The organism is Sedimentisphaera cyanobacteriorum, assembly GCF_001997385.1.
GTDB lineage: Bacteria > Planctomycetota > Phycisphaerae > Sedimentisphaerales > Sedimentisphaeraceae > Sedimentisphaera > Sedimentisphaera cyanobacteriorum.
The window spans coordinates 2653200-2675143 of record NZ_CP019633.1; the positions used below are offsets into that span (position 1 = coordinate 2653200).

The following is a 21944-nucleotide window of genomic DNA, read 5'->3' on the forward strand; positions in this document are numbered from 1 at the left end:
GAAATGAAGATACCGTATTTCAGACGATACCTTACAAATATCAGCACACGCACAGCAAAGCACCTGTTTACAGATGTGATTGTAGTGGGCAGCGGGATCTCGGGGCTAAGGGCGGCTCTGGAGGCAGCAAAGACCTGTAATGTTACCGTTGTATCCAAGCGATCGCTCACCAAAAGCAACACTTGGGCGGCGCAAGGCGGAATAGCGGCTGTTATGAAAGAGGGAGACAGCCCGGAAAAGCATACCAAAGACACCCTTGATGCCGGCTGCGGTCTCTGCAGAGATGAGTCTGTGCAGAAAGTTGTATCAGAAACACCGAAGCTGATCGAAGAGCTCCACCAATGGGGCACAGAATTCGACCTGAATGATTCGGGCGAAATCGCTGCCACCCTCGAAGCCGGCCACAGCGCAAGCAGAGTAGCGCATGCTTTTGGAGACTCAACAGGAAAAGCTATCTCTCAGACGCTGCTGAAAAAGTCTGCAGACCATCCGCGTATAACTTTGATGGAGAATTTCTTCACGATCGATATCGTTACAGGCGAAAACGGCAAATGCTCGGGGATATACGGGCTCAACAGCAGAAACGATTTAGAGCTTATATGGGCGAATTCGGTAATCCTCGCAACAGGCGGGGCAGGCCGGCTGTACCGCGAAACAACAAATCCCTCCGTTGCCACGAGCGACGGTCTCGCTATGGCGTTCCGTGCGGGGGCGGAGCTTGCGGATATGGAGTTTATACAGTTCCATCCGACCACGCTTTACGTTGCAGGAGCAACAAGGGCTTTGGTGTCTGAGGCGCTCCGCGGCGAGGGGGGAGTGCTGGTTGATTCGAACAATTACCGCTTTATGTTCGATTACGATAAACGCGCCGAGCTTGCACCGCGTGATATCGTTAGCAGGTCTATAATAAATCAGATACGAATAACCAACACTACCCACGTGTTCCTTGATGTAAGGCATTTTGAAAAGGGCTTTTTCCATCGCCGCTTTCCGTACATTTTCAGCTTTCTCAAAGAATTCGATATCGACCCCGAGAAAGACTTAATCCCCGTGCGTCCGAGCGCTCATTATATGATAGGCGGAATCAAGACAGACCAAAACGCCGCTGCCGGCATCCCCGGGCTGTACGCCTGCGGTGAATGCGCAGCTACAGGACTTCACGGGGCTAACAGGCTCGCAAGCAACTCACTCGCTGAAGGGCTCGTTTTCGGAAGAGCGGCTGGAGAAAATGCCGCAATAGGACTGCACGAAAACGGCTCGGAGAATGAATTCCGAAGAATCAAGTATGACATCGAAGTTTCAGACCGCAGTATGCTCGACACCGCAGATATCCGCAATTCTCTTCGTGCACTTATGTGGAGGAATTTAGGTATTTCAAGAAAAGACCAAACGCTCCGCGAAACGATAGAGATAATCCAGTTTTGGCAGAGATACGTTATGGATAAGGTCTTCGATGCCGCAGAGGGCTGGGAATGCCAGAATATGCTCACAACAGCACTGCTTATGGCCAATTCAGCTCTTGAGAGGAAAGAGAGCAGGGGTGTGCATTTTAGGGAGGATTTTCCGGAACCGTCCGAAAAATTTGAAAAACATATTTCGGTTTCCTCAGATAATTTGTTATAATCAAACTTTAAATAAACTGATTTTTTAGTAAGGGAGTTGATTATGAAAATTAAAGTATGTGTCATTGCAGTTTTAGGGCTCTTTGCCTCTGCCTTTCTCTCCGGCTGCGGAGTAGTTTCAATTAACAGTATGGTCGGTGCAGTCTCGCAGGTAACAGATGAGAATATCGAAGGGCGGTGGGTTAGTGAAGGCGGCGATTTTCAAGCTGAGATCAAACGCTCCAATGAAATTGATGCAAAAGTTGATGACAGCAATTTAGGGGCAAAATTCCTCAAGCCTGATGCCAAGGACTACCAGCTAAAGATTGTGCAGAAAGAGGGGGAAACGGAGGCAGAAAGCAAAACAGGATTTTTCAATCTAAAGCTTTTAAAGGCTGAAGATATGCTTTTTGCTGAGCTGCTTGCAAAGACCAAAGAGCTGAAACTGAACGATGAAGATATCAGCGTGTTCTATTTCAATCAGCTTCTTCCGATGTATAATACTTTGCTTGTAAAGGATATAGATTCTGAAAAAATCGAGCTTGGCTTTCTGGAGTATCAAAGTCTCGAGAAGTTTCTCAAAGAAATGAAAACGCCTTACACAGTAAAAGAAAGCTCTCCCCAATACATATTTCTCACTGGAAGCTCTGAAGAGCTGAGGGATTTCTACGTGAAAGCGGCAGAAAAGAAAGACTTATGGAAATCTATTACTCTGAAAAAAGAGAGCTTAAAAACCGCCTGCTACGACCCCAGAGCGGTTGCAATAGCCTATGCTAATTCTGAGATGTTCGATAATTATCTCAAGGGCAGACGCCGGCAATATGAAAAGGCTGATGCTTCGGGAAATACAAAAGCAGCTGATGCAATAGACAAAAAAATGACTGAGCTTCAGGAAAAATTCCACAAAATGGCTTTCAGCGGCGAATCAGCAGATATGATTCTTGAAAAGGTTAGCGGAAAGGTTGATAACATCCTTCAGGAATCTGGAACTCATAAGCTCGTAAATAAATGGAATCCCAGTATTGACACCTCCAATATGGAGGATCTTACTGTTCAGTTGTCAGCAATTTTCAACCCATCCAATAAAACTCTCAAAATGATTGAACAGGGAACAAAGAACCCGCCTATAAAGTAAGTACAAGTCTTAAATGAGCAGGCCGGCCGATCGCCGGCTGAGATATGCCGGAGGAAAGTCCGGGCAGGAAAGGGCACGGAGGTGGCTAACGGCCACCCGGAGCGATCCGAGGGAAAGTGCAGCAGAAAACATACAGCCTGTGGCCATTGTGCCTCAGGTAATGGTGAAATGGTGCGGTAAGAGCGCACCGCGGAAGCGGCGACGTTTCCGGCAAGGCAAACCCCTCCGCCTGCAAGACCAAGTATGCCGGTGCCGGCCCGGCAGATACCGGCGGGTAGGCTGCTTGCAGAAATGCAGAGCTGAATGGCAACATTCAGTCCAGTTAAATGATCGGCTCCGCACTTGCGGAACAGAACCCGGCTTAAAGGCCTGCTCATTTTTTTATTTTTTTGTGTAAAATTTCCTGCCTCAATAAATATATACATAGAAGTATTATGCTTATTTTTAGGAATATATATGAAAAGACGTGATTTTTTGAAGTCAGCGGGCTGTTTTCTTGCTGCTGGCTCAGCTGGCTTTGCTTCCGAAAGCAAAAAACCAAATATAGTTTTTATCCTCGCAGACGACCTTGGATATGGGGATGTTGGATTTAACGGACAGACTAAAATCAAAACGCCGAATATAGATTCTATTGCAGAAGAGGGAGCGGTTTTTACAAATCATTATTCCGGTTCCACAGTCTGCGGGCCTTCTCGCTGCTGCCTTATGACAGGCAGGCACACTGGGCATGCTTCGGTTCGCGGGAATCCCCGCTGGACAGCGGACGGCAAGCCTGTTGACATACCCAAATCAGAGCCCACAGTTGCTGACGAGCTAAAAAGAGCAGGCTATAAAACCTGCGCAATAGGCAAATGGGGGCTTGCTGAAAATCTCGGCGATGCTATGCCCACGAAAAAGGGCTTCGATGAATTCTACGGTTTTATGAGGCACGGCCCCGCACATCATTACTATCCAGAAAAGATATGGCGCAATGAACATCAGGTGTCCCTTCCGAATAAGCCTAAGGAGAAAGAAGGGCTGTATGTACACGATTTATTCACTCAAGAGGCCTTCAAATATATAAGCAGGCAGGACAAAAACAATCCGTTCTTCCTTTATCTTGCATATACGATACCGCATTACGAGCTTACAGTTCCAGAAGATTCCAAAGAGCCTTATCAGAAGCTCGGCTGGAAAAAACGCCCTATGAAACAGGGGCATTATTACCACGACAAAGAAGGCAATACCACTTACGCAGGTATGGTTTCGAGGATGGACAGGGATATTGGCTCACTTATGGAGCTTCTCAAGAAAAGGGGACTTTATAAAAATACGCTCGTTATTTTCACCAGCGATAACGGTCATCACTACGACAAGGGCTTTTTCGACAGTAATGGAGTGTTTCGAGGCAAAAAACGAGACCTCTACGAAGGCGGTATTCATATCCCGTTTGCTGCCCGCTGGCCGGAAATGATAAGGCCGGGAACAAAGTCTTCGCATATCTCCGCATTTTGGGACTTTCTCCCAACTGCCTGCGATATTGCCGGAATTGAGCCGAAAGCCAAAACCGACGGGATCTCATATTTTCAGGCTCTAAAGGGCAATACAAGAGGCCAAATTCCCCACAAATGCCTGTACTGGGAATTTAATGAATGGCAGGGGCCTGTTCAGGCGGTGCGCAAGGGCAAATGGAAGGCCGTTCGGTATAAGGGCAAACCCCTCGAGCTATACGATTTAACCAAAGACACGGGGGAGAATAATGATATTTCCGCTGATTATCCTGACCAAGCCAAGCAAATGGCTAAGCTTATGGAATCCTCCCGCACAGAAGATTCGAACTTTCCGTTTAAAAATCTCAGAAAATAAAAAGTTAAAATATAGGTTTATTCAATGAAAAGATTAACGTTTTTGGTATTTATGCTCTGTCTTTCTGTATTTGCAAGGCAGAGGGAGAGCTTCGATTTCGACTGGAAATTTTCTCGCGGAGATTTCCCCGGCGCAGAAAAGAAAAACTTTGATGACTCAGACTGGCAATTTGTTAACATCCCTCATGACTGGAGCATTGAAGGCGAGTATGACAAGGCTGCCCCTTCAGGCCCGAGATGCGGCTATCTGCCCACGGGCATAGGCTGGTACAGAAAAGAGCTTGAAATCCCGTCTCGCTGGGAAGGCAAAGACGTTCGTATAGATTTCGACGGCGTATTCCGCAAGTCCACAGTTTACGTTGACGGCAAAAAGCTCGGCCATCGTCCGTACGGCTGGATCTCTTTCTCGTATAATATTACCCCGCATATTCAGGGCAAAGAGAAGGTGCTGATAGCCGTGCGCGTTGATAATACAAAACAGCCTGCCGCAAGATGGTACACCGGCTCTGGCATCTACGCCCATACTTGGCTCACTGCAACCGAGAAGGTGAAGGTTGCGCAGTGGGGCGTGCAGATTATCTCTGAGCTTGAAGGAGATTCTGCACGTGTTGATGCAGGAATTAAAATCCGCAATACAGCGAATTCTGCTGAGAAGATTAGGTGCAAAGCCCAGATAAAAGCCCCTTCAGGCAAAAGCGTTGCCGAAAGTGAATCTGAACCGTTTCTTGTGCCCGCAAATGGCGAATTCAAGTATTCCCCGGCCTTTGATGTTAAATCTCCCCGGCTCTGGTCTCCTGAGTCTCCTTCAATATACACCATAAAAATAGAGCTTTTAAGCGGGGAAGAAGTTTTAGATACATACACCGAAAATTTCGGCATACGAACCACCCGCTGGGATGGAGAAAAAGGATTCTTCCTGAACGGAAAGAATATGAAGATTCGCGGGATGTGTATGCATATTGATGCAGGCCCGCTCGGGGCAGCTGTTCCCGATAAGATTCTCGAGCAGAGGCTGAGAATGGTTAAGGATATGGGCTGCAATTCGGTTCGAACTTCTCATTACCCAAGACCGCCGGTTTTCTATGATATATGCGACAGAATAGGCCTTATGGTGATGGATGAGATATTCGACGGCTGGAAGCAGAAGGCTGCTCAGGACTATGGAGCCCTCGATTTCGACCGCTGGTGGAAAACAGACCTAACCGACTGGCTCCGGCGGGACAGAAACCACCCCAGCATAATTATATGGAGCCTCGGAAATGAAACCCACGGCAATGAGATTGCCGAGAAGATGGTGCGGATCTGCCATCAGCTCGACCCAACACGCAAGGTTACAAGCGGAAGCTCAAGCTCCAAAATGATGGAGGTTTTCGGCGAGAACGGAAGAACCGAGGCCGTGAGCTACAAAAACCCATCGGATAAGCCGTTTATCGGCACAGAATGCGTTCATACTTGGCACGTACGAGGGAGCTACAGAACCCAGACTTGGTATCGAGACGGGTTCAAAAAGGGCAGGACCCTCGAAATTCCCGATCTAACCGAAAAGGAAATTTTCCATTACGACTGGACAGACTCCCACTCATACAAACGCTGCTTTAATTCATCCTACGATAACAGCACTGTGCGGGATAATGTGCGTCATTTTGAGTTGAAAACGCAGAAAAGCGACTGGCTAAGCGGCTCGTACCGCTGGACAGCTTTCGATTATATCGGCGAGGCGGGTTATATCTCCGGCGGCTGGCCGTTCAAACTCTTCAACAGCGGCGTTATAGATATGGCAAACTTTCCCAAAGATGCATACTACCTATACCAAAGTCTCTGGACGGACGGTTCTGAAGACCCTATGGTGCATATCCTCCCTCACTGGACACATCCAACAATGCCTAAAGGCACGGAAATTCCAGTTCACGTTTATTCAAACTGCGATGAAGTAAAGCTGTATTGCAATGGAAAGAATCTCGGCTCGCAGAAGCTCGATATCAGCCGCTGGGATAAAATGAACGGTGAGTGGCTCGTGCCATGGGAGCCCGGAAAGATTAAGGCAGAAGGATATATTAACGGCCAGCTTGTTTGCTCCGAGACGGTTCAAACGGCCTCAGCTCCTGCCCGAATCGAGCTGGAAACGGATAATTCCTCGCTGGAGGCCGGCCGAAAAGATTATGCTCAGGCTGCTGTAAGCATTACCGATGAAAACGGCAATTTCTACCCATACGGGGAAAACCGAATTTACTTCAAGCTATTCGGGGCGGGCAAAATTAAGGCAACAGGCAGCGGGAGCCCCATAGACACAGAAACCCACAATAAGCCAGACAGAAAGGCGTTTATGGGGCTTGCAAAGGCCTACGTTCGAAGCGGAAAGGAAAGCGGGGATGCCCTTCTGCTCGCTGCATCAATCCTCGGCGAGAAAAGGCAGATTACCTCGAATAAGGCTGCGATTGATGTCGCCCAGATTACCCTGAGCGGAGCGCCTGAAAGGCTGGATACGAAGGTAAAATATGCAGTTGGCGAGAATGCGGGGATAAGCGATGCCAAGCAGTATTATGCACCTTTCAGCGTTCCGGAAGAATGCGTTGTAAAGGCGTGGATATACGCAGACGGCGAGCTCGTTCTCGAGTGCGAGGAAAGTTTTGGCGATGAAGGGCTTGTATGGCAGCAGGCTAAGCTCGAGGAAAATGGCGTTTACTACGAGGCCGAATCGTCCGATTTTGATGGAGCAAAATTTTCCAAGGCCGGCAGAGGGTACACAGGGACTGGATATCTCGATTTCGATGGCAGTGAAGGTTCGATTGAATGGTCTGTAACCACAGACGGCGGCGGGGAGGCAGTTTGGCTTGTATTCCATTATGCCGGCAATGATCCCGAGAGCCAGAGGGATATGGAGCTGATTTTCAACAGCCAAAGCCCCGAGAAGCTAAGCTTCAAAAGCACTTCAAACTGGCAGAAAGACTGGCAGACCATTAAAGTGAAGAGAAAGCTAAACCTTGGTTCAAATATTATTAAGCTGAAAACCGACGGCCAAAGCGGGATGAACATAGACAAGCTTGAAGTGAGAACGATTCGCTAATACCTTACGCAGCAGACAGCGGATATCGGTTCATTGACTAATCTGCATTGAAATTGTGAAAAGATTCTCAGAATCTGCCAGCTTGATTCTCCGTTAGCCCAAATTGCCACTTTAGGAGGGGCAATTATACTCCCTTCAGGAAAAAAGGGGGCTGCTGCCGATTATTTGTTAACCCTGATTTCTCACTTAGGGGGTTAAAAGTGCGTTTTTGCCCCCGTCAGAGGGGTTGGTCTGTCACCAAAGATGTGTTATTTTTTCAGTTGGCCGCTGTATATTTTCGGAGGTTTTTGCGGCGGCATTTCTGTCTTCTTTTTTTGCAGCAGCATCTTGTGTCCGTCTTCAGGTTCGGTATATCTCTGCATAAGCACAGTTCTGCCGTCTTGCGTTTTTGAGAACACCTCCAATATCTGAGACCGAGAGATTCTCTGTAATGTTGCTGAACAGTCATCCCGCAGGAGGCGGGAAATGCTGGAAAACATCATCAAAGGATACATCTAAATTGCATTTTTCGGGATAGAAAGGGACATATCTGCGCATTTTTCCCGACTCAGCAAATAATTCAGGGATATGGGTTAGATTTATGATTAAGGCAGTTTCAAAGTATCGCACTTGGGGTTCGATCCCGAAGCTTTTCTTTGCGGAAAATGGTTTAATTTATACGCTAATTGGCCTTGTTATGAATCTGTGATTGGGGTATAGTGGTCAGCATGTCAAAGATGTGCAATTCGTTTTGAAAGCAATAATACTGAAATTGATTTTTACTATGGGAGCAGATATGAAGAAGGTAATGTTTGTTATTTTTTTTACAGCATTTTCGTTAACGTCATTCGTTTACGCCGAGAGTTATGAGTATCCTTTTAAGAATCCTGAGCTGAAAGTTGAAGACAGGATAGATGACCTGCTCTCTCGTCTCACAGTAGAAGAAAAAGCATGGCAGTTGGTTATGAATACCAGAGGTGTTGAGAGGCTCGAAATACCGAGTTTTCATTGGTGGAACGAATGCCTTCACGGTGTTGCCCGTGCTGGTAAGGCAACGGTCTTCCCGCAGGCAATAGCTCTTGCTTCTACATGGAATACAGACCTGATGAACGAAATAGCATCGGCGATATCTGATGAGGCAAGGGGCAAATATAATTCCGACCCCGCCAAAAACACTCAGTACAGAGGCTTGACTATGTGGAGCCCTACTATCAATATCGCCCGAGACCCGAGATGGGGCAGAACCGAAGAGACCTACGGCGAAGACCCTTATCTCACAGGCTGTATGGGCTATTCATTTATCACCGGTCTGCAAGGTGAGCATCCAAAATATCTGAAGGTTGCAGCCACTCCCAAGCACTTTGTAGCTAACAATATAGAGGCAAAGCGGCATTCAACGCGTCCGTTTATCAGCGAAAGGGCTCTGCGGGAATATTACCTGCCGGCTTTCGAGAAGGCTATTACCGAGGCAAAAGCCGAATCTATAATGAGCGCTTATAACGGCATCAACAACATCCCCTGCAGCACAAACAAATGGCTCCTTGAAGGACTGCTTCGTTATCAGTGGGGTTTCGATGGAAGCGTGGTTACCGATGTGGGTGTTCCAGGCGATCTGGTGCAGTCTCACAGGATTTACGGCACTCCGCCGGAAACGGTTGAACCTATGATTGAGGCCGGGGTGAACGTAATTGATGATTTCCGTCCGGACTTCCCGAAATACATTATTGAGGCTTATGAAAAGGGGATGGTAAATGATTCACAGCTCGATAAGGCCTTATATCCCAACCTGAGGACACTGTTTAGGCTTGGATTCTTTGACCCGCCTGAAGCCGTTCCGTTTTCCAAAATTTCCAAGTCTGTTGTAGGCTGCGATAAGCACATCTCTCTTGCCAGACAGGCAGCAAGAGAGTCTATCGTTCTGCTGAAAAATGACAAAATTAATGGCAAGCCGCTTCTGCCGGTAGAAAGAAGCAGGGTTAAGAGCTTAGCGGTTCTCGGAACTCATGCAACAGAGAATTATGTCGGCGGGTATTCAGGAACACCTGTTGGCGGTGATGTGTCGGTTTTGGAAGGATTGAAAAACGGTTCTGGGCAATCAATAAAGGTCAAGCATGTTAGGTCTTCCATCGCTATGGACGATATGAAGTCTATTATTCCAACTTCAAACTACAGGCCTCCAACAGAAGAAGAGGGAGAGCATGGATTAAGGGCTGAGTATTACCCAACTCCGAATTTCCAAGGCGACCCCTTTACCAGAACAGTGAGAACTGTCGATTTCGACTGGGGCAGCTCCTCTCCTGATCCAATGATACCTTATGACAATTTCTCCGCTGTTTACACGGGCAAGCTCATTCCTAATCAGACAGGCGTTCATACCTTCCTCACTGAGAACATTGATGACGGGGTGAGGCTTTACATCGATGGTAAGCTTGTCTTAGACAGATGGCAATTCCAGATTGGTGTTGTTAAATCCAAAGTGCGGCTCGAAGCCGGCGAAGAATACGATTTGAAGCTCGAATACCGTGAAGATGGCGGCGGAGCTCAGGTGCATCTTTATTGGCGAGAGCCGGATGTCGATCCCGCTGATATTCTGAACAATGAGCTCCAACTCGCTGAAAAGAGCGACCTTGTCGTTGTAGCTTTAGGGCTGGACCAGAGATACGAATTTGAGGGCAGGGACAAAAACACACTTACCTTCCCTCCAGAGCAGCTCGATTTTCTCAAGAAGGTTTATGAGGTAAATCAGAACGTCGTTGTTGTTCTCCAAATCGGAAGTCCTATGGCGATTACTTGGATGGACGAAAACATTCCTGCAATTGTGAATATGTGGTATCCCGGAGAGCAGGGCGGTAATGGCTTGGCAGATATATTGTTCGGCAAGAGCTCTCCTTCCGGCAAGCTCCCTGTAACTTTCTTTGCATCTGACGAACAGCTGCTGCCTTGGGACGATTATGAGCCCCAGCATGGAAGAACCTATATGTATTTTGAGGGCGAGCCGCTGTATCCGTTCGGCTATGGTCTAAGCTATACTGATTTCGCATATTCCGATATTAACATAAGCAAGAGGTATATTAATGAGGATGACGCTGTTACAGTAGAGTTCACTCTTGAGAATACCGGTTCAAGGGATAGCGCTGAAGTGGTTCAGCTTTATGCGAGAAATGTGGAATCTCCAGTTTATCAGCCTAAAAGGAAGCTTAAGAGATTCAAGAAGGTGAATTTAAACGCTGGACAAAGCAAAACTGTATCATTTGAGCTTGAAATCAGCGATCTGAATTACTGGGACAGCAAAAAGAAAACATTTGTTGTCGAACCCGGTGAATTTGAAATAATGATCGGCTCATCATCCGCTAATATTGAATTGAAGAGCGGCCTAACCGTTAAATGACATTATTGCCCCGGCCGAGTGATAAAGTCCGTACTCTGCCGGCGGGAAATTAATAATTCTGAAAACCGTTTTGCATGATGCGTCAGAAAATAAGAGGCGATTATTTGCCCGCAGTTTTTGGGCATATCCGGCAAGCGGTTTTTGGAAAATGTCTTAAAGCAGCAGCGGTTTTATAAGCAGATTCTTGATTAAGGCATACAATGTTCTTATAGCCGGCAAATGTGAAAAATGGATTTGCCGAAAAAACTTACAGGAGAACGTTTTAATGAAAAAATTAGCGTGTTTTTTAGTATTTTTTGCCTTTACTTCATTATCGCAGGCGGCTTTGGTTCCCAATGATGATTTTTCAGCCCGGCGTGATTACTGGAATTTCAGCACAAACGCTTGGGTTGAAAATGCTAACCATCCAGAAAATTCCGCGATGCTTTGCGGACGCCTGGAAAACGGCGGCGGCATGGGAGCTCAGGACATCCGAAGCGATCTGTTTGCGGTTCCGCCAGTATCGGATTTCAGCTTAAATTTCAACTCCGGCATTTGGCAGCAAACTACCTCAGAGCTTCATCCTGTTTTTCAGGTGAGGTTTTACGGATCCAAAAACCATGGAGATATGATTGGCGAGGTGAAGTTTGATGTCCAGAAAAAGAGTAATGATTGGTGGGGAATACTCACCCAAAACAGCGGTGAATTTGAGGCTCCTTCTGGAACAAAGTATATGGATGTTGTTTTCTCTGCTGGTTTACATAACCCGTGGGAAGGCGGCGCGCGTATCGGAAATGTTAAGCTCAAAGCTAAAGGCAAACTTAACCCATCCGAAGGAGCGTTACCCATTTATTTTGACCTCAGCGACCCTGGAGTTACCAAACGCCTTGATTATTGGGGCATGGATCAGACTTGGATAGACGGGTGGAATATGGAAGAGGCAATTGCTCAAATCGGCCAAGATGATTTCGATGTTGTCCGCATTAATTTTCTGGCCGTTGAGCCGCTGAATTATGATGCAGCAGGCGAGCCGCTTCTAACTCAAACAATGAAAGATTTTGTTGACAGAGCGATGGATCAGGCACTGCGAGCCCCAGGGGCTAATTTGGGAATGCACCTGACGGCGAAATCTGATTTACACGCTTGGTATGTCGGCTCCGACGGTTTGCTTATTCCGGAACGCACCGTCGATGGTGCAGTGGCAATGATAAATTATATTGGAGACAATTACGGATACTCCATAGACCGCTGGGATTTTGTAGAGGTTATTAACGAGCCGGATTGGGAGTATCCCTGCAGCAGCCCTCAGAATATGGCAGATGTAATGGCGGAGTTTCGAAGCCGCCCTGAGCTTGACAGCGTGCCATTGCTCGGACCTTCCACATTATCCTCGGATTCAGCTTACAATTGGTACGCAGCAACCCAGGGCTATACCGACATTGGCGGGACGCACGTTATAAACGGCTCTGTTGAATCCTTTAAAGGTTTCATTGAGTGGGTACATAATGACGGCAAACCTTTTGTTAATCCTGAAGTGCACAGTTTTGCGGAAATTTTGATTCAGGCCGATTTAAGCGGAGACAGGCCTGGCGAAGGCGGTGTTTTCTGGGACAATGTCGTTCCTGCGGCAGGCAGATTTATTCAGGCCTGTAAAGGCAAGAGGATTGCTTATCAGATGGACGCTGTAACATGGAGCGGAACAAGTGTTTACCGTGATCCCCAAAACAGGGTATGGCTGTTTGCCGGCTCCTCTGAGAGAAATGCTCAAAATTCAAAATGGGAGTTTATAAGCACGACCCGAGACGTTTTTATAAATGATTTCGGCCCAGCTGTACGAAAAACAATTACTATGGGCTCCCATGCCCACTGGCATGCAGAGCTTACTTGGGGCGACCGCAATCCTCCTTATTACTCTCAGTATGTTGATAATAGCGCAGAGACCGCCAGGATGGCTGTAATTGACGGCAAGCTCAACACAACTTCAACAAATGATACTGGAGCTTTCACACAATGGAAATTCCGTCCCGCAGGGGCATTTTATTACATTGATAATATTGGCGCTAGAGATGCTGGAGAAAGGTCTCGTTTAAGCGCATCAGAAATCCGCCGTGATGTTGGTCTCGTTCGGGATAATCAGAATGATAATTTTGTGAAATGGCAGTTGATTCAAATTGATGAAAGCTTTTTCCTGGAAAATGTGGGTATGCAGAGAGCAGGGCTCAAAAGCAGACTGAAAATAGAATCGGGCTCTGCAACTCTTACAGAGTCTTCCGATCAAGCCTCCAAAGCTCAATGGAATTTCTCAGATACCGGTTCCGGCTATTCAAACCTCATAATAAACGGCGATTTTGAAGACGGCTGGACATGCTGGCAGGGTGAGGGAGACAATGGCGGGCAAGCGAGTCTCATTGAAGATGGAGACAGCCATTTTATGTACATTGAAACCCAGACCGAGGGAAATGCTCAGCTCGAGAGCCCATTAGTCAAAGTTCTTTCAGGAGCAAACCTGAGGTATAGTTTTAACTCTGGCATCTGGCAGGAGACATCTGAGGGGAATTCCCCACTGCTGCAGATTATGTTTTATAATGATCTGGGTTCAGCAGATGGAGGCTGGCTTGGTCAGGAATGGATAGATATACAGAAAACTCAAGGAGACTGGGCAGATGTTTCTGCTTTGAACGAGGGCACGATCCATCCGCCGGATGGTACAGACTATGTGCAGCTTCGTTTCCGCGGAGGATGGCCTAACGATTGGAAAGGCGGTTTCAGGATTGATAACGTTTCGCTTAAGCCTTTCTATAACCCGGCAGACTTCAGCAAAGACGGCAGCGTGAACTTGTTCGACCTCTCTCTTATCGCTCAAGAATGGCAGACCATTTATGACACCTCTGACTTGCGCATTCTTGCTGAGAATTGGTTAAACGCAAACGATTAGCCCTTGTTAAGTTGCAATTGAAGAAGCAGGTTGTTTTATAATGCTAATCTGAAAAAATAATTCTAAATACAAAAAGTGATAGTATCAAATGAATGTAATAAAATTTAAAGTGAATTTATCTTTGGCTGCTGGTTTATTGCTCTGTTCTTTGGCGGCAGGGCAGCAGTATCACGTCTCTAAAGACGGCAGTGATAACAATGACGGATTTTTAAATGCCCCTTTTAAAACAATTAGCGCAGCTGCTAAGATTGCTCAGCCCGGGGATGTGATAACTGTTCACGAAGGAGTTTATCGTGAGCGAATCAATCCCCCGCGCGGAGGTGAATCAAATAAGAGACGTATTGTGTATCAGGCAGCCGCAGGCGATGATGTTGTGATTAAAGGGTCAGAGCGGGTTACTGGCTGGGAAAAGGTGCAGAACGACACATGGAAGATAACCATGCCCAACAGTTTTTTTGGTGAATTCAATCCTTATGATGATTTGATTTCAGGAGACTGGTTTGATCCGAGAGGACGGGAACACCATACCGGTGCGGTGTATCTTAACGGCCACTGGCTAACCGAAGCTTCTGAGAAATCTCAAGTTTTGCAGCCTGTGAATAAACAGCCAATCTGGGCATACAGACAACCCTCTTCTTATCTGCTGAATGTGAACTGGATTAAGCCCGGCCAGTCCAAACGCATTCCTGCCGCCAATTTTTCCTCCCAGCATGGGGTTAGAAAGGAGCCTGCATCTAAGGGAGGCCAGTGCATTGCTTATATACAGCATGGCGACTGGGCGCGGTATGATAACATTAATTTTGGCGAGAATGCCGGACAGATCACATTCGGTGCAGCTTCAGACACTAACGGCGGCCGTATAGAAGTTCGTCTGGATTCGCCGGAAGGAAAGCTTTTGGGTACGGCTGATATACCAAATACCGCTGGATGGCAGTCTTGGGACAGCTTTACCGCCCGGATTAAGCCCATAAGCGGAAATCAGAACATCTGCTTAGTTTTCCTAAGCAGCGGCTCAAAGCCTGTTAAGAACCCTCTATGGAGCCCCGAAATAAGCCCTTCTAATTCAGGTTTATGGTATGCCGAAGTGAACGATTCCCAAACAACGATATGGGCACAGTTCAAGGATGCCAATCCCAACAGGGAGCAGGTTGAGATCAATGTACGCCAGACGGTATTCTATCCTGAAAAGCCCGGGAGGGATTATATTACTGTTCGAGGCTTCAAATTGATGCACGCTGCCACCCCTTGGGCACCTCCGACGGCCGAACAAATCGGGCTTATAGGAACTCATTGGAGCAGGGGCTGGATAATCGAGAATAATCAAATCAGCTACTCAGCATGTACAGGCGTTACCCTTGGCAAGTACGGCGATGAGTTTGACAACACATCTCAGGATACGGCTGTGGGTTATGTTCAAACAATTAAACGTGCAGGAAACAATGGATGGGCGAAAGATAATATCGGCAGCCACATCGTCCGCAATAATACCATTTCACACTGCGAGCAGGCGGGGCTGGTTGGAAGTCTTGGTGCTATTTTCAGCACGATCACGGATAATGAAATTCATGATATTCATATCCGGCAGCTCTTTTCCGGGGCTGAAATGGCAGGCATCAAACTGCACGCCCCAATTGACTGTTTGATCGCCAATAATCATATTTACCGTACCGCCAGAGGGATGTGGCTGGACTGGATGACTCAGGGGACGCGGGTAACTCGTAATTTATTCCATGATAATGATGTCTATGAGGATTTGTTCGTTGAGGTTAATCACGGACCTTTTGTTGTCGACAATAATATTCTCCTTTCCCGCAGGGCATTTTATGATAATTCTCAGGGCGGGACATACGTCCATAATTTGTTTGCGGGAGATATTTTCAGAAGTGCTGAGTTCAACCGAGAAACGCCTTATCATAAGCCTCATTCCACGGAAATTGCAGGCCTTAGCAATATCAAAAACGGAGATAATCGTTTCTACAACAACATTTTCATTGGCGGTGAGGGACTTGCATCTTACGACAAGGCAATACTGCCTGTGTATATGGACGGGAACGTCTTCCTGAATGGGGCTGAAGCTTCTGAGGACGAGGAAACCCCGATCTTTTTGCCGGGATTCGACCCTGAGTTAAAGCTTTCTGAAAATGGTTGTAATATAGAGCTGACGTTCCCAGAGTCTGTGGTATCAGCAGATACCAAACTGATTACGACAGAAATGCTTGGCAGAACTGAAATCTCCGATTTGCCATATTTGGATTACGAAGGCTCGTACCTAAAAGTTGACACCGATTATTTAAATGTTGAAAGAAGCAAAAGCAACCCAACCCCAGGGCCTTTTGAAGAAATTAAAGAGGGCGCTGTGAGCTTTAAAGTTCGATAATAAAAAACCTCTTCGGCCGCTGCCGGCAAATTATGAAGATATTGTAAGTTCAATCAAGCAAAGAGGAAATATACGTATGTCAAAAGAGCCTTTGAATTCTCGAGAGCGTCTTCAGAAAACATTGAATCACGAATCGGTCGATCAGTTATGTATAGACTTTGGAGCTACAGCCGTAACGGGCATCGCAGTTAGCACTTTATCAAAATTGCGTCAGACCGTGCTTGGTGAAAAGGATTATCGCGTCAAAGTTATCGAGCCTTACCAGATGCTTGGTGAGCTGGACAGTAAACTAATGGAGGCGTTGGGAATTGATGTTATGGGTGTCTTCGGGCCAAAAAATATGTTTGGCTTTGAAAATAAGGACTGGAAGCCGTTTACGCTTTTTGACGGTACAGAAGTACTCGTGCCGGGTAATTTTAATGTAACCCCGGATGGAGAGGGAGGCTTATTCCAGCACCCGCAAGGTGATACATCGGTACCGCCCAGCGGTCATATGCCCAAGGACGGGTTTTACTTTGACGCAATTTGTCGGCAAGAGCCGATAGACGAAGAAAAACTTAATCCGGCAGATAACTGCGTAGAGTTCAGTGTACTCTCGGAAAGTGAGATAGAGCATTACAAGAAGGAAGCCAAAGCTGCTGCAGAAAGTGGAAAAGGAGCGGTCCTTACAGCTCCGGCTGCGCCGTTTGGAGATATTGCTATGATTCCGGCTGTGGGAGTGAAACATACTCCCGGCATTAGGGATGTCGAAGAGTGGTATGTCTCAACTGTTGCTCGGCGGGATTATGTCTATGCAGTTTTTGAAAAACAATGCGAGATAGCTCTCGAAAATCTTGGTCTTCTTGCAGAAGCTCTCGGAGACGATGTACTGGCGGTTTTTACCACCGGAACTGATTTCGGAATGCAGACAGGGCTGTTCATTTCGCCGCAGGCTTACCGTGATTTGTATAAGCCGTTTCATAAAGCGATTAATGATTTTATACATCAAAATACTTCATGGAAGGTGTTTATTCATTCCTGCGGAGCTGTAAAGCAATTGATTCCGGAGTTCATAGATGCTGGGTTTGATATTCTTAATCCGGTACAGTGCTCGGCTGCAGGGATGGATCCGCAGGAGTTGGCTGATCGTTTCGGGCAGAATATTACTTTTTGGGGCGGATTAGTTGATACTCAGAACACGCTGCCCTTCGGGACACCTGAAGAAGTTTACAGAGAAGTTTCTGAAAGGGCTGAGATTTTTCAGCAAAAAAATGGCTTCGTAGCCACCTCGATTCACAATATACAAAGCAATGTTCCAATTGATAATATCATTGCAATGTTCAAGGCGCTTGGAAGAGATTTTTAACGATTATAATAATTCAATCTAAGGTTTTAGATGGCTGAACATAAAATAAATACTGATAATCAGCACACTGAAATTTCACAAGGTAGTTTGAGTTATGCAGCTGTTGTTGCGGCAGCAGCTGCGCTTGGCGGTTTACTGTTCGGCTATGATACAGCGGTAATTTCCGGGGCGATAGGTTTTCTGCGCAGCCATTTTGAACTGAATTCTATGATGACCGGCTGGGCAGCCTCCGCCGCCCTTGTTGGATGTATTTTCGGGGCAATGTTTGCAGGCACGCTTAGCGACCGTTTTGGCCGAAAGCGTATTATGATGCTTGCGGGAGGAATGTTTTTTATCTCTGCTGTTTGGTCGGCTATTCCTTATCAATTATTTGATTTTATTATAGCGAGGGTTGTAGGTGGATTAGGTGTAGGGGCGGCCTCAATGCTTTCGCCTTTATATATAGCTGAAATATCTCCTGCCAAGATGAGAGGTCGTCTGGTTTCTTTGAACCAGTTTGCCATTGTAGGTGGAATGCTGGTTGTCTATTTTGTAAACACTATGATTGCTCGTCAGGGCGGTGAAATGTGGAATGTGCAGTACGGCTGGAGATGGATGTTCGGCTCGGAAGCGGTGCCGGCAATACTGTTTTTTGGTTTGCTTTTTCTTGTTCCGGAAAGTCCGAGATGGCTAACAGAAGCAGGCAAAGAAAAACAGGCGAGGAATATCCTCACAAGGGTGGGAGGCAGTGAGCATGCTAAACTCGAGCTGAAAGAAATAAAGGATACCATCGCAATGGAGAGCGGCTCGATTTGGGATCTGTTCAAACCCGGGATAAGGATGGCTTTGATTATCGGCGCAGGACTCGCCATCCTCCAGCAAATCACAGGAATAAATATAGTTCTATACTATGCTCCGGAAATCTTCAAAAATGCAGGATTGACAGCGCAATCGGCTCTTTCAGATACCGTTATTGTTGGAATTGTCAATTTAACCTTTACTGTTGTTGCGATTGCTGTAGTGGATAAGCTTGGCAGGAAGCCTTTGTTATTGGCGGCCAGTGCTGGAATGGGGGTAAGTTTGTTACTACTCGGCAGGGCAATTCGTCTTGAACAGTTTGAAGGGCCATGGGTTCTGCTTTTTGTTCTGACCTACGTTGCTTCATTCGCTGTAGCTATGGGACCGGTTGTCTGGGTAGTAATATCTGAGATATTTCCCACTAAAATTCGCGGCAGAGCGATGTCTGTTGCCACTGTGTGTTTATGGACAGCCTGCTTTCTTGTATCTGTATTTTTCCCTTATATGCTTGAAACCTTTAAAGGTTCGGTATTTTGGATTTATGCCGATGTGTGCGGGGCTGCATTTTTGTTCGTTCTTTTATTCGTCCCGGAAACAAAAGGCAAAAGTCTTGAAGAAATAGCAAAAAGCTGGATTGGAAGCGATTGAATTTTCCAGAAGGCATTTTCGGATTTTTGACAAATTCAGCTGTTGAATAATGAACTTAAACTGAGATGTTTGTGGAAGCGATTGTGAGAATACAAACAGCACTTTGTTCTTGCGGAAAATGGCTTTATATTAACGCAAAATGGCCTTCATTTTGAGGCTGATGTTTCTTATATTTGTACAATGAGCCTTCGGTTTTTGCTTTATAGTATTGCGATAGATCTCAAAAATGCCTTGATTCGCTTTTTGCTGATTGAAGGCAGCAAAGTTGTAAATATCCGAGGCTTTAATGCCGCTGAGCTTTGATTTCTAAACTGCTCTGATGTAATGCGTAATACGGCAGAATTTAGCAGAATTTAATAGGTTTTGAAAGCGTAGAGAATTATGAATAGAAGGGTTTGGTTTTTTACAACTGCAGAGCCGGCAGCATTAATCGAAGAGAAGAAAGGAGATTTGATCGACAGTGAACAGTGTTTTTTAAGGTATTACCGCAGTAATCAAAATCGTGTAATTTATTTAATTATTTTTTGAGGGTAGAAAAATGAAAAAAACAAAAAGTATTCTAATGTTTGCTGCTGTTATTGCTGTAGCAGTTAGCTCGCAGGCCAATTTTATTGCCAATGGTGATTTCGAGAACGGAACTGACAATTGGCCTGAAAGAGGCAATTGGGGCGGAGCAACCCTTACATTCGACAACGGTGAGTTGTATATGGATACTAATGCTGAAAATCTTGATAACACTGAGGACTATGGAGCTAACGCTCGTAGTGATCGCTTTTCAGTTTATCAGGGGATGCAGCTTGATTACAGTATTGACTATGCAACTTGGATCTCCGAGACGCCTCAGGCAGAGAGTTATCTCTTCAGACTGCAGTTTTACGATGAGCAGGAAAACTGGGTCGGAGATACTGTGTTAGAGGAGATTAAAGACCACACAGGGTTCGTTTGGAACACGTTGTCAGGTCAGACTACAGTGGGGCCTGAAAATGCGGTTTTAGCCGCTGTTGAATTGAGCAACGGAACCTATAACAATTTTAACGGAGCTGTAAAGGTTGATAATGTTTCGATAGTTCCCGAACCGGCTTCGCTTTCACTGCTCGGATTTGGTGCTGCAGCACTGATTCGAAAAAGAAGCTCAGCGTAAAAAAAGTTATGTGAAAGTTATGTGAACAGAAGGGACTCTGAATTTACTTCAAGATCGCTTCTATTAAATGAAATTCTTTACTAAGGAGAAAATTATGAAAAAAAGCATTAACTATTTTTTGGTTTTAGCTTTCATTGGGTTAATGAGTGTTGCCGCAGAGGCAAATATTCTTCCTAACGGAGACTTTGAAGCGGATCCGCCAGACCAGTTTTGGAACAGCGGTACTGGGGGCAACGGTGTAGTTGATTTCTCTTATAACGACGGATATCTGCGTACCGACGCTGCCAGCGACCATGCTGATATAATAAGCGACAAATTCAGCGCTTCTGCTACAACCTATAATTACAGCTTTGAGTATTCGGTAGACAATTTTTCCAGCGATGATTTGGCTGGTCTGTTTCAGTTGAGGTTTTTCGATTCCTCCGGCTCTTTTCTCGGCGAGGAGGATGTAGATCTGGCTGATACAGGGAGTTCAACAATAACAGCAAGCGGCTCAGCTTCAGCTCCCGCCGGCACGTCCAGTGCTGATATTCGTGTTAGTTTGGGCGTATTCAATGATTTTACCGGCGACTTGATAATTGATAATATTTTAATTGAAGCAGACCTTTGGATTATCACCCAGCCTGAAGGTGTATTGGCAAATGAAGGCGATGACGTTAGCTTTACTGCTGAAGCAGGCTCTGCTTCCGGGGACACTCCCTCATACCAGTGGTACAAGTCTGCCGATTCAACTATTGGAGGCGAAGATGATCAGCTGCTCACTGGAGAGACAGCAGCAACATTGGCGATTTCTGATGTAACATCCGCTGATACTGGTTTTTATTACTGTGAAGCAGCAGTGAATTCAAGTACGATAACTACCAATGCTGCCTTCTTGAGTTTTGGTGATCTTGTGGCGCATTGGAGTATGGACGAAGCTGATGTAGCGGGTTCAGACCCCAATTACTATTCCGATCTGACCGGCAACGGACACAGCGCAAATATAGAACAATCAGTACCGGTGAACTTTGTTGATGGCGTAGTAACCGGTGATCAGGATATTGAAAACTTAAAACCAAACGGTGCTGTTGAAATTGATCACCTAGCCGGAACAGCCAATGCCAGAACATTTGACCCTGCTGCAGAATCAGGCGAGTGGTCGGTTAGTCTCTGGCTTAATTGGAACGATACAGGCCTTGATTCGGGTTACAACAATTTATGGTCTAAACGAGACGGATGGGGTTTCGATTCTATGCAGTATATGGTGCACGTATATGATGAATGGGACGGAGCTGTAATCATGGAAACTTCCGGAGGCGGCTGGATTGGTACCGGCGGCAGTGCAATAACACCCGGTCAGTGGCATCATCTGGTTATAACTTACGATTCCAGTCAGCGCGCAGAGATATGGCTTGACAGCGAGCTTGAGGCTGAGAATGATAACTATGTTATGGGCACAAAGAGCGATTCCACGTTCTGGGTCGCCCGCAATGACAGTACTGCAGAATGGTTCGATGGTGCGATTGATGACTTCAAGGTCTTCAACTATTCCCTCTCTGACAAAGATATATATGACCTGTATTACGATGAAACAGGTTTTCGCAGGTGTCTGGAGGAACAAAGACCAGAGGCTGACCAAAATGGTGACTGCGTCGTAGATTTTGTTGATTTTTCTCTGCTTGCAGAGGAATGGCTGAATGACGGTAATTACACTCCGCAGGCCTTCTAAAAAGATTAATTGAATAAATCAAT

11 protein-coding genes and 1 other RNA gene are annotated in these 21944 nt (G+C 46.2%); all 12 read left to right on the top strand.

Annotated elements, in window-relative coordinates:
- Window positions 1-3: 3 nt before the first annotated feature.
- Window positions 4-1623, top strand: a complete 1620-nt coding sequence (gene nadB / locus L21SP3_RS10635; RefSeq protein WP_077541353.1) for an L-aspartate oxidase — start codon at window positions 4-6, stop codon at window positions 1621-1623.
- A 42-nt stretch (window positions 1624-1665) separates the two neighbouring features.
- Window positions 1666-2736, top strand: coding sequence for a hypothetical protein (locus L21SP3_RS10640; RefSeq protein ID WP_077541354.1), 1071 nt, complete (start codon window positions 1666-1668; stop codon window positions 2734-2736).
- 14 nt (window positions 2737-2750) lie between these two features.
- Window positions 2751-3116: RNase P RNA component class A (gene rnpB / locus L21SP3_RS10645), an RNA gene on the top strand.
- Between the two features lie 76 nt (window positions 3117-3192).
- Window positions 3193-4581, top strand: a complete 1389-nt coding sequence (locus L21SP3_RS10650) for an arylsulfatase (RefSeq protein ID WP_077541356.1) — start codon at window positions 3193-3195, stop codon at window positions 4579-4581.
- 24 nt (window positions 4582-4605) lie between these two features.
- Window positions 4606-7644: a glycoside hydrolase family 2 gene (locus L21SP3_RS10655; protein ID WP_077541358.1), complete on the top strand. Its 3039-nt coding sequence runs from the start codon at window positions 4606-4608 to the stop codon at window positions 7642-7644.
- Window positions 7645-8419: 775 nt separating this feature from the next.
- The gene (locus L21SP3_RS10660; protein ID WP_161488186.1) at window positions 8420-11011 is read left to right on the top strand and encodes a glycoside hydrolase family 3 C-terminal domain-containing protein; all 2592 of its coding nucleotides are present in this window, start codon (window positions 8420-8422) and stop codon (window positions 11009-11011) included.
- 265 nt (window positions 11012-11276) lie between these two features.
- Window positions 11277-13925 (top strand): hypothetical protein, encoded by a 2649-nt coding sequence (locus L21SP3_RS10665; RefSeq protein WP_123785189.1) that lies wholly within the window; start codon window positions 11277-11279, stop codon window positions 13923-13925.
- 136 nt (window positions 13926-14061) lie between these two features.
- A complete protein-coding gene (locus L21SP3_RS10670) occupies window positions 14062-16302 on the top strand; it encodes a carbohydrate-binding protein (RefSeq protein ID WP_161488187.1) in 2241 nt (746 codons plus the stop codon).
- 76 nt (window positions 16303-16378) lie between these two features.
- Window positions 16379-17647 (top strand): uroporphyrinogen decarboxylase family protein, encoded by a 1269-nt coding sequence (locus L21SP3_RS10675; RefSeq protein ID WP_227806770.1) that lies wholly within the window; start codon window positions 16379-16381, stop codon window positions 17645-17647.
- A 30-nt stretch (window positions 17648-17677) separates the two neighbouring features.
- A complete protein-coding gene (locus L21SP3_RS10680; RefSeq protein ID WP_077541366.1) occupies window positions 17678-19072 on the top strand; it encodes a sugar porter family MFS transporter in 1395 nt (464 codons plus the stop codon).
- Between the two features lie 538 nt (window positions 19073-19610).
- Window positions 19611-20213, top strand: coding sequence for a PEP-CTERM sorting domain-containing protein (locus L21SP3_RS10685; RefSeq protein WP_077541368.1), 603 nt, complete (start codon window positions 19611-19613; stop codon window positions 20211-20213).
- 94 nt (window positions 20214-20307) lie between these two features.
- Window positions 20308-21921, top strand: a complete 1614-nt coding sequence (locus L21SP3_RS10690) for a LamG-like jellyroll fold domain-containing protein (protein WP_161488188.1) — start codon at window positions 20308-20310, stop codon at window positions 21919-21921.
- Window positions 21922-21944 lie beyond the last annotated feature (23 nt).

Bases quoted from the DNA above. Each gene is read 5' to 3' on its own strand.
- nadB (WP_077541353.1), top strand. From the start codon at position 4: ATGAAGATACCGTATTTCAGACGATACCTTACAAATATCAGCACACGC.
- L21SP3_RS10640 (WP_077541354.1), top strand. From the start codon at position 1,666: ATGAAAATTAAAGTATGTGTCATTGCAGTTTTAGGGCTCTTTGCCTCT.
- L21SP3_RS10650 (WP_077541356.1), top strand. From the start codon at position 3,193: ATGAAAAGACGTGATTTTTTGAAGTCAGCGGGCTGTTTTCTTGCTGCT.
- L21SP3_RS10655 (WP_077541358.1), top strand. From the start codon at position 4,606: ATGAAAAGATTAACGTTTTTGGTATTTATGCTCTGTCTTTCTGTATTT.
- L21SP3_RS10660 (WP_161488186.1), top strand. From the start codon at position 8,420: ATGAAGAAGGTAATGTTTGTTATTTTTTTTACAGCATTTTCGTTAACG.
- L21SP3_RS10665 (WP_123785189.1), top strand. From the start codon at position 11,277: ATGAAAAAATTAGCGTGTTTTTTAGTATTTTTTGCCTTTACTTCATTA.
- L21SP3_RS10675 (WP_227806770.1), top strand. From the start codon at position 16,379: ATGTCAAAAGAGCCTTTGAATTCTCGAGAGCGTCTTCAGAAAACATTG.
- L21SP3_RS10680 (WP_077541366.1), top strand. From the start codon at position 17,678: ATGGCTGAACATAAAATAAATACTGATAATCAGCACACTGAAATTTCA.
- L21SP3_RS10685 (WP_077541368.1), top strand. From the start codon at position 19,611: ATGAAAAAAACAAAAAGTATTCTAATGTTTGCTGCTGTTATTGCTGTA.
- L21SP3_RS10690 (WP_161488188.1), top strand. From the start codon at position 20,308: ATGAAAAAAAGCATTAACTATTTTTTGGTTTTAGCTTTCATTGGGTTA.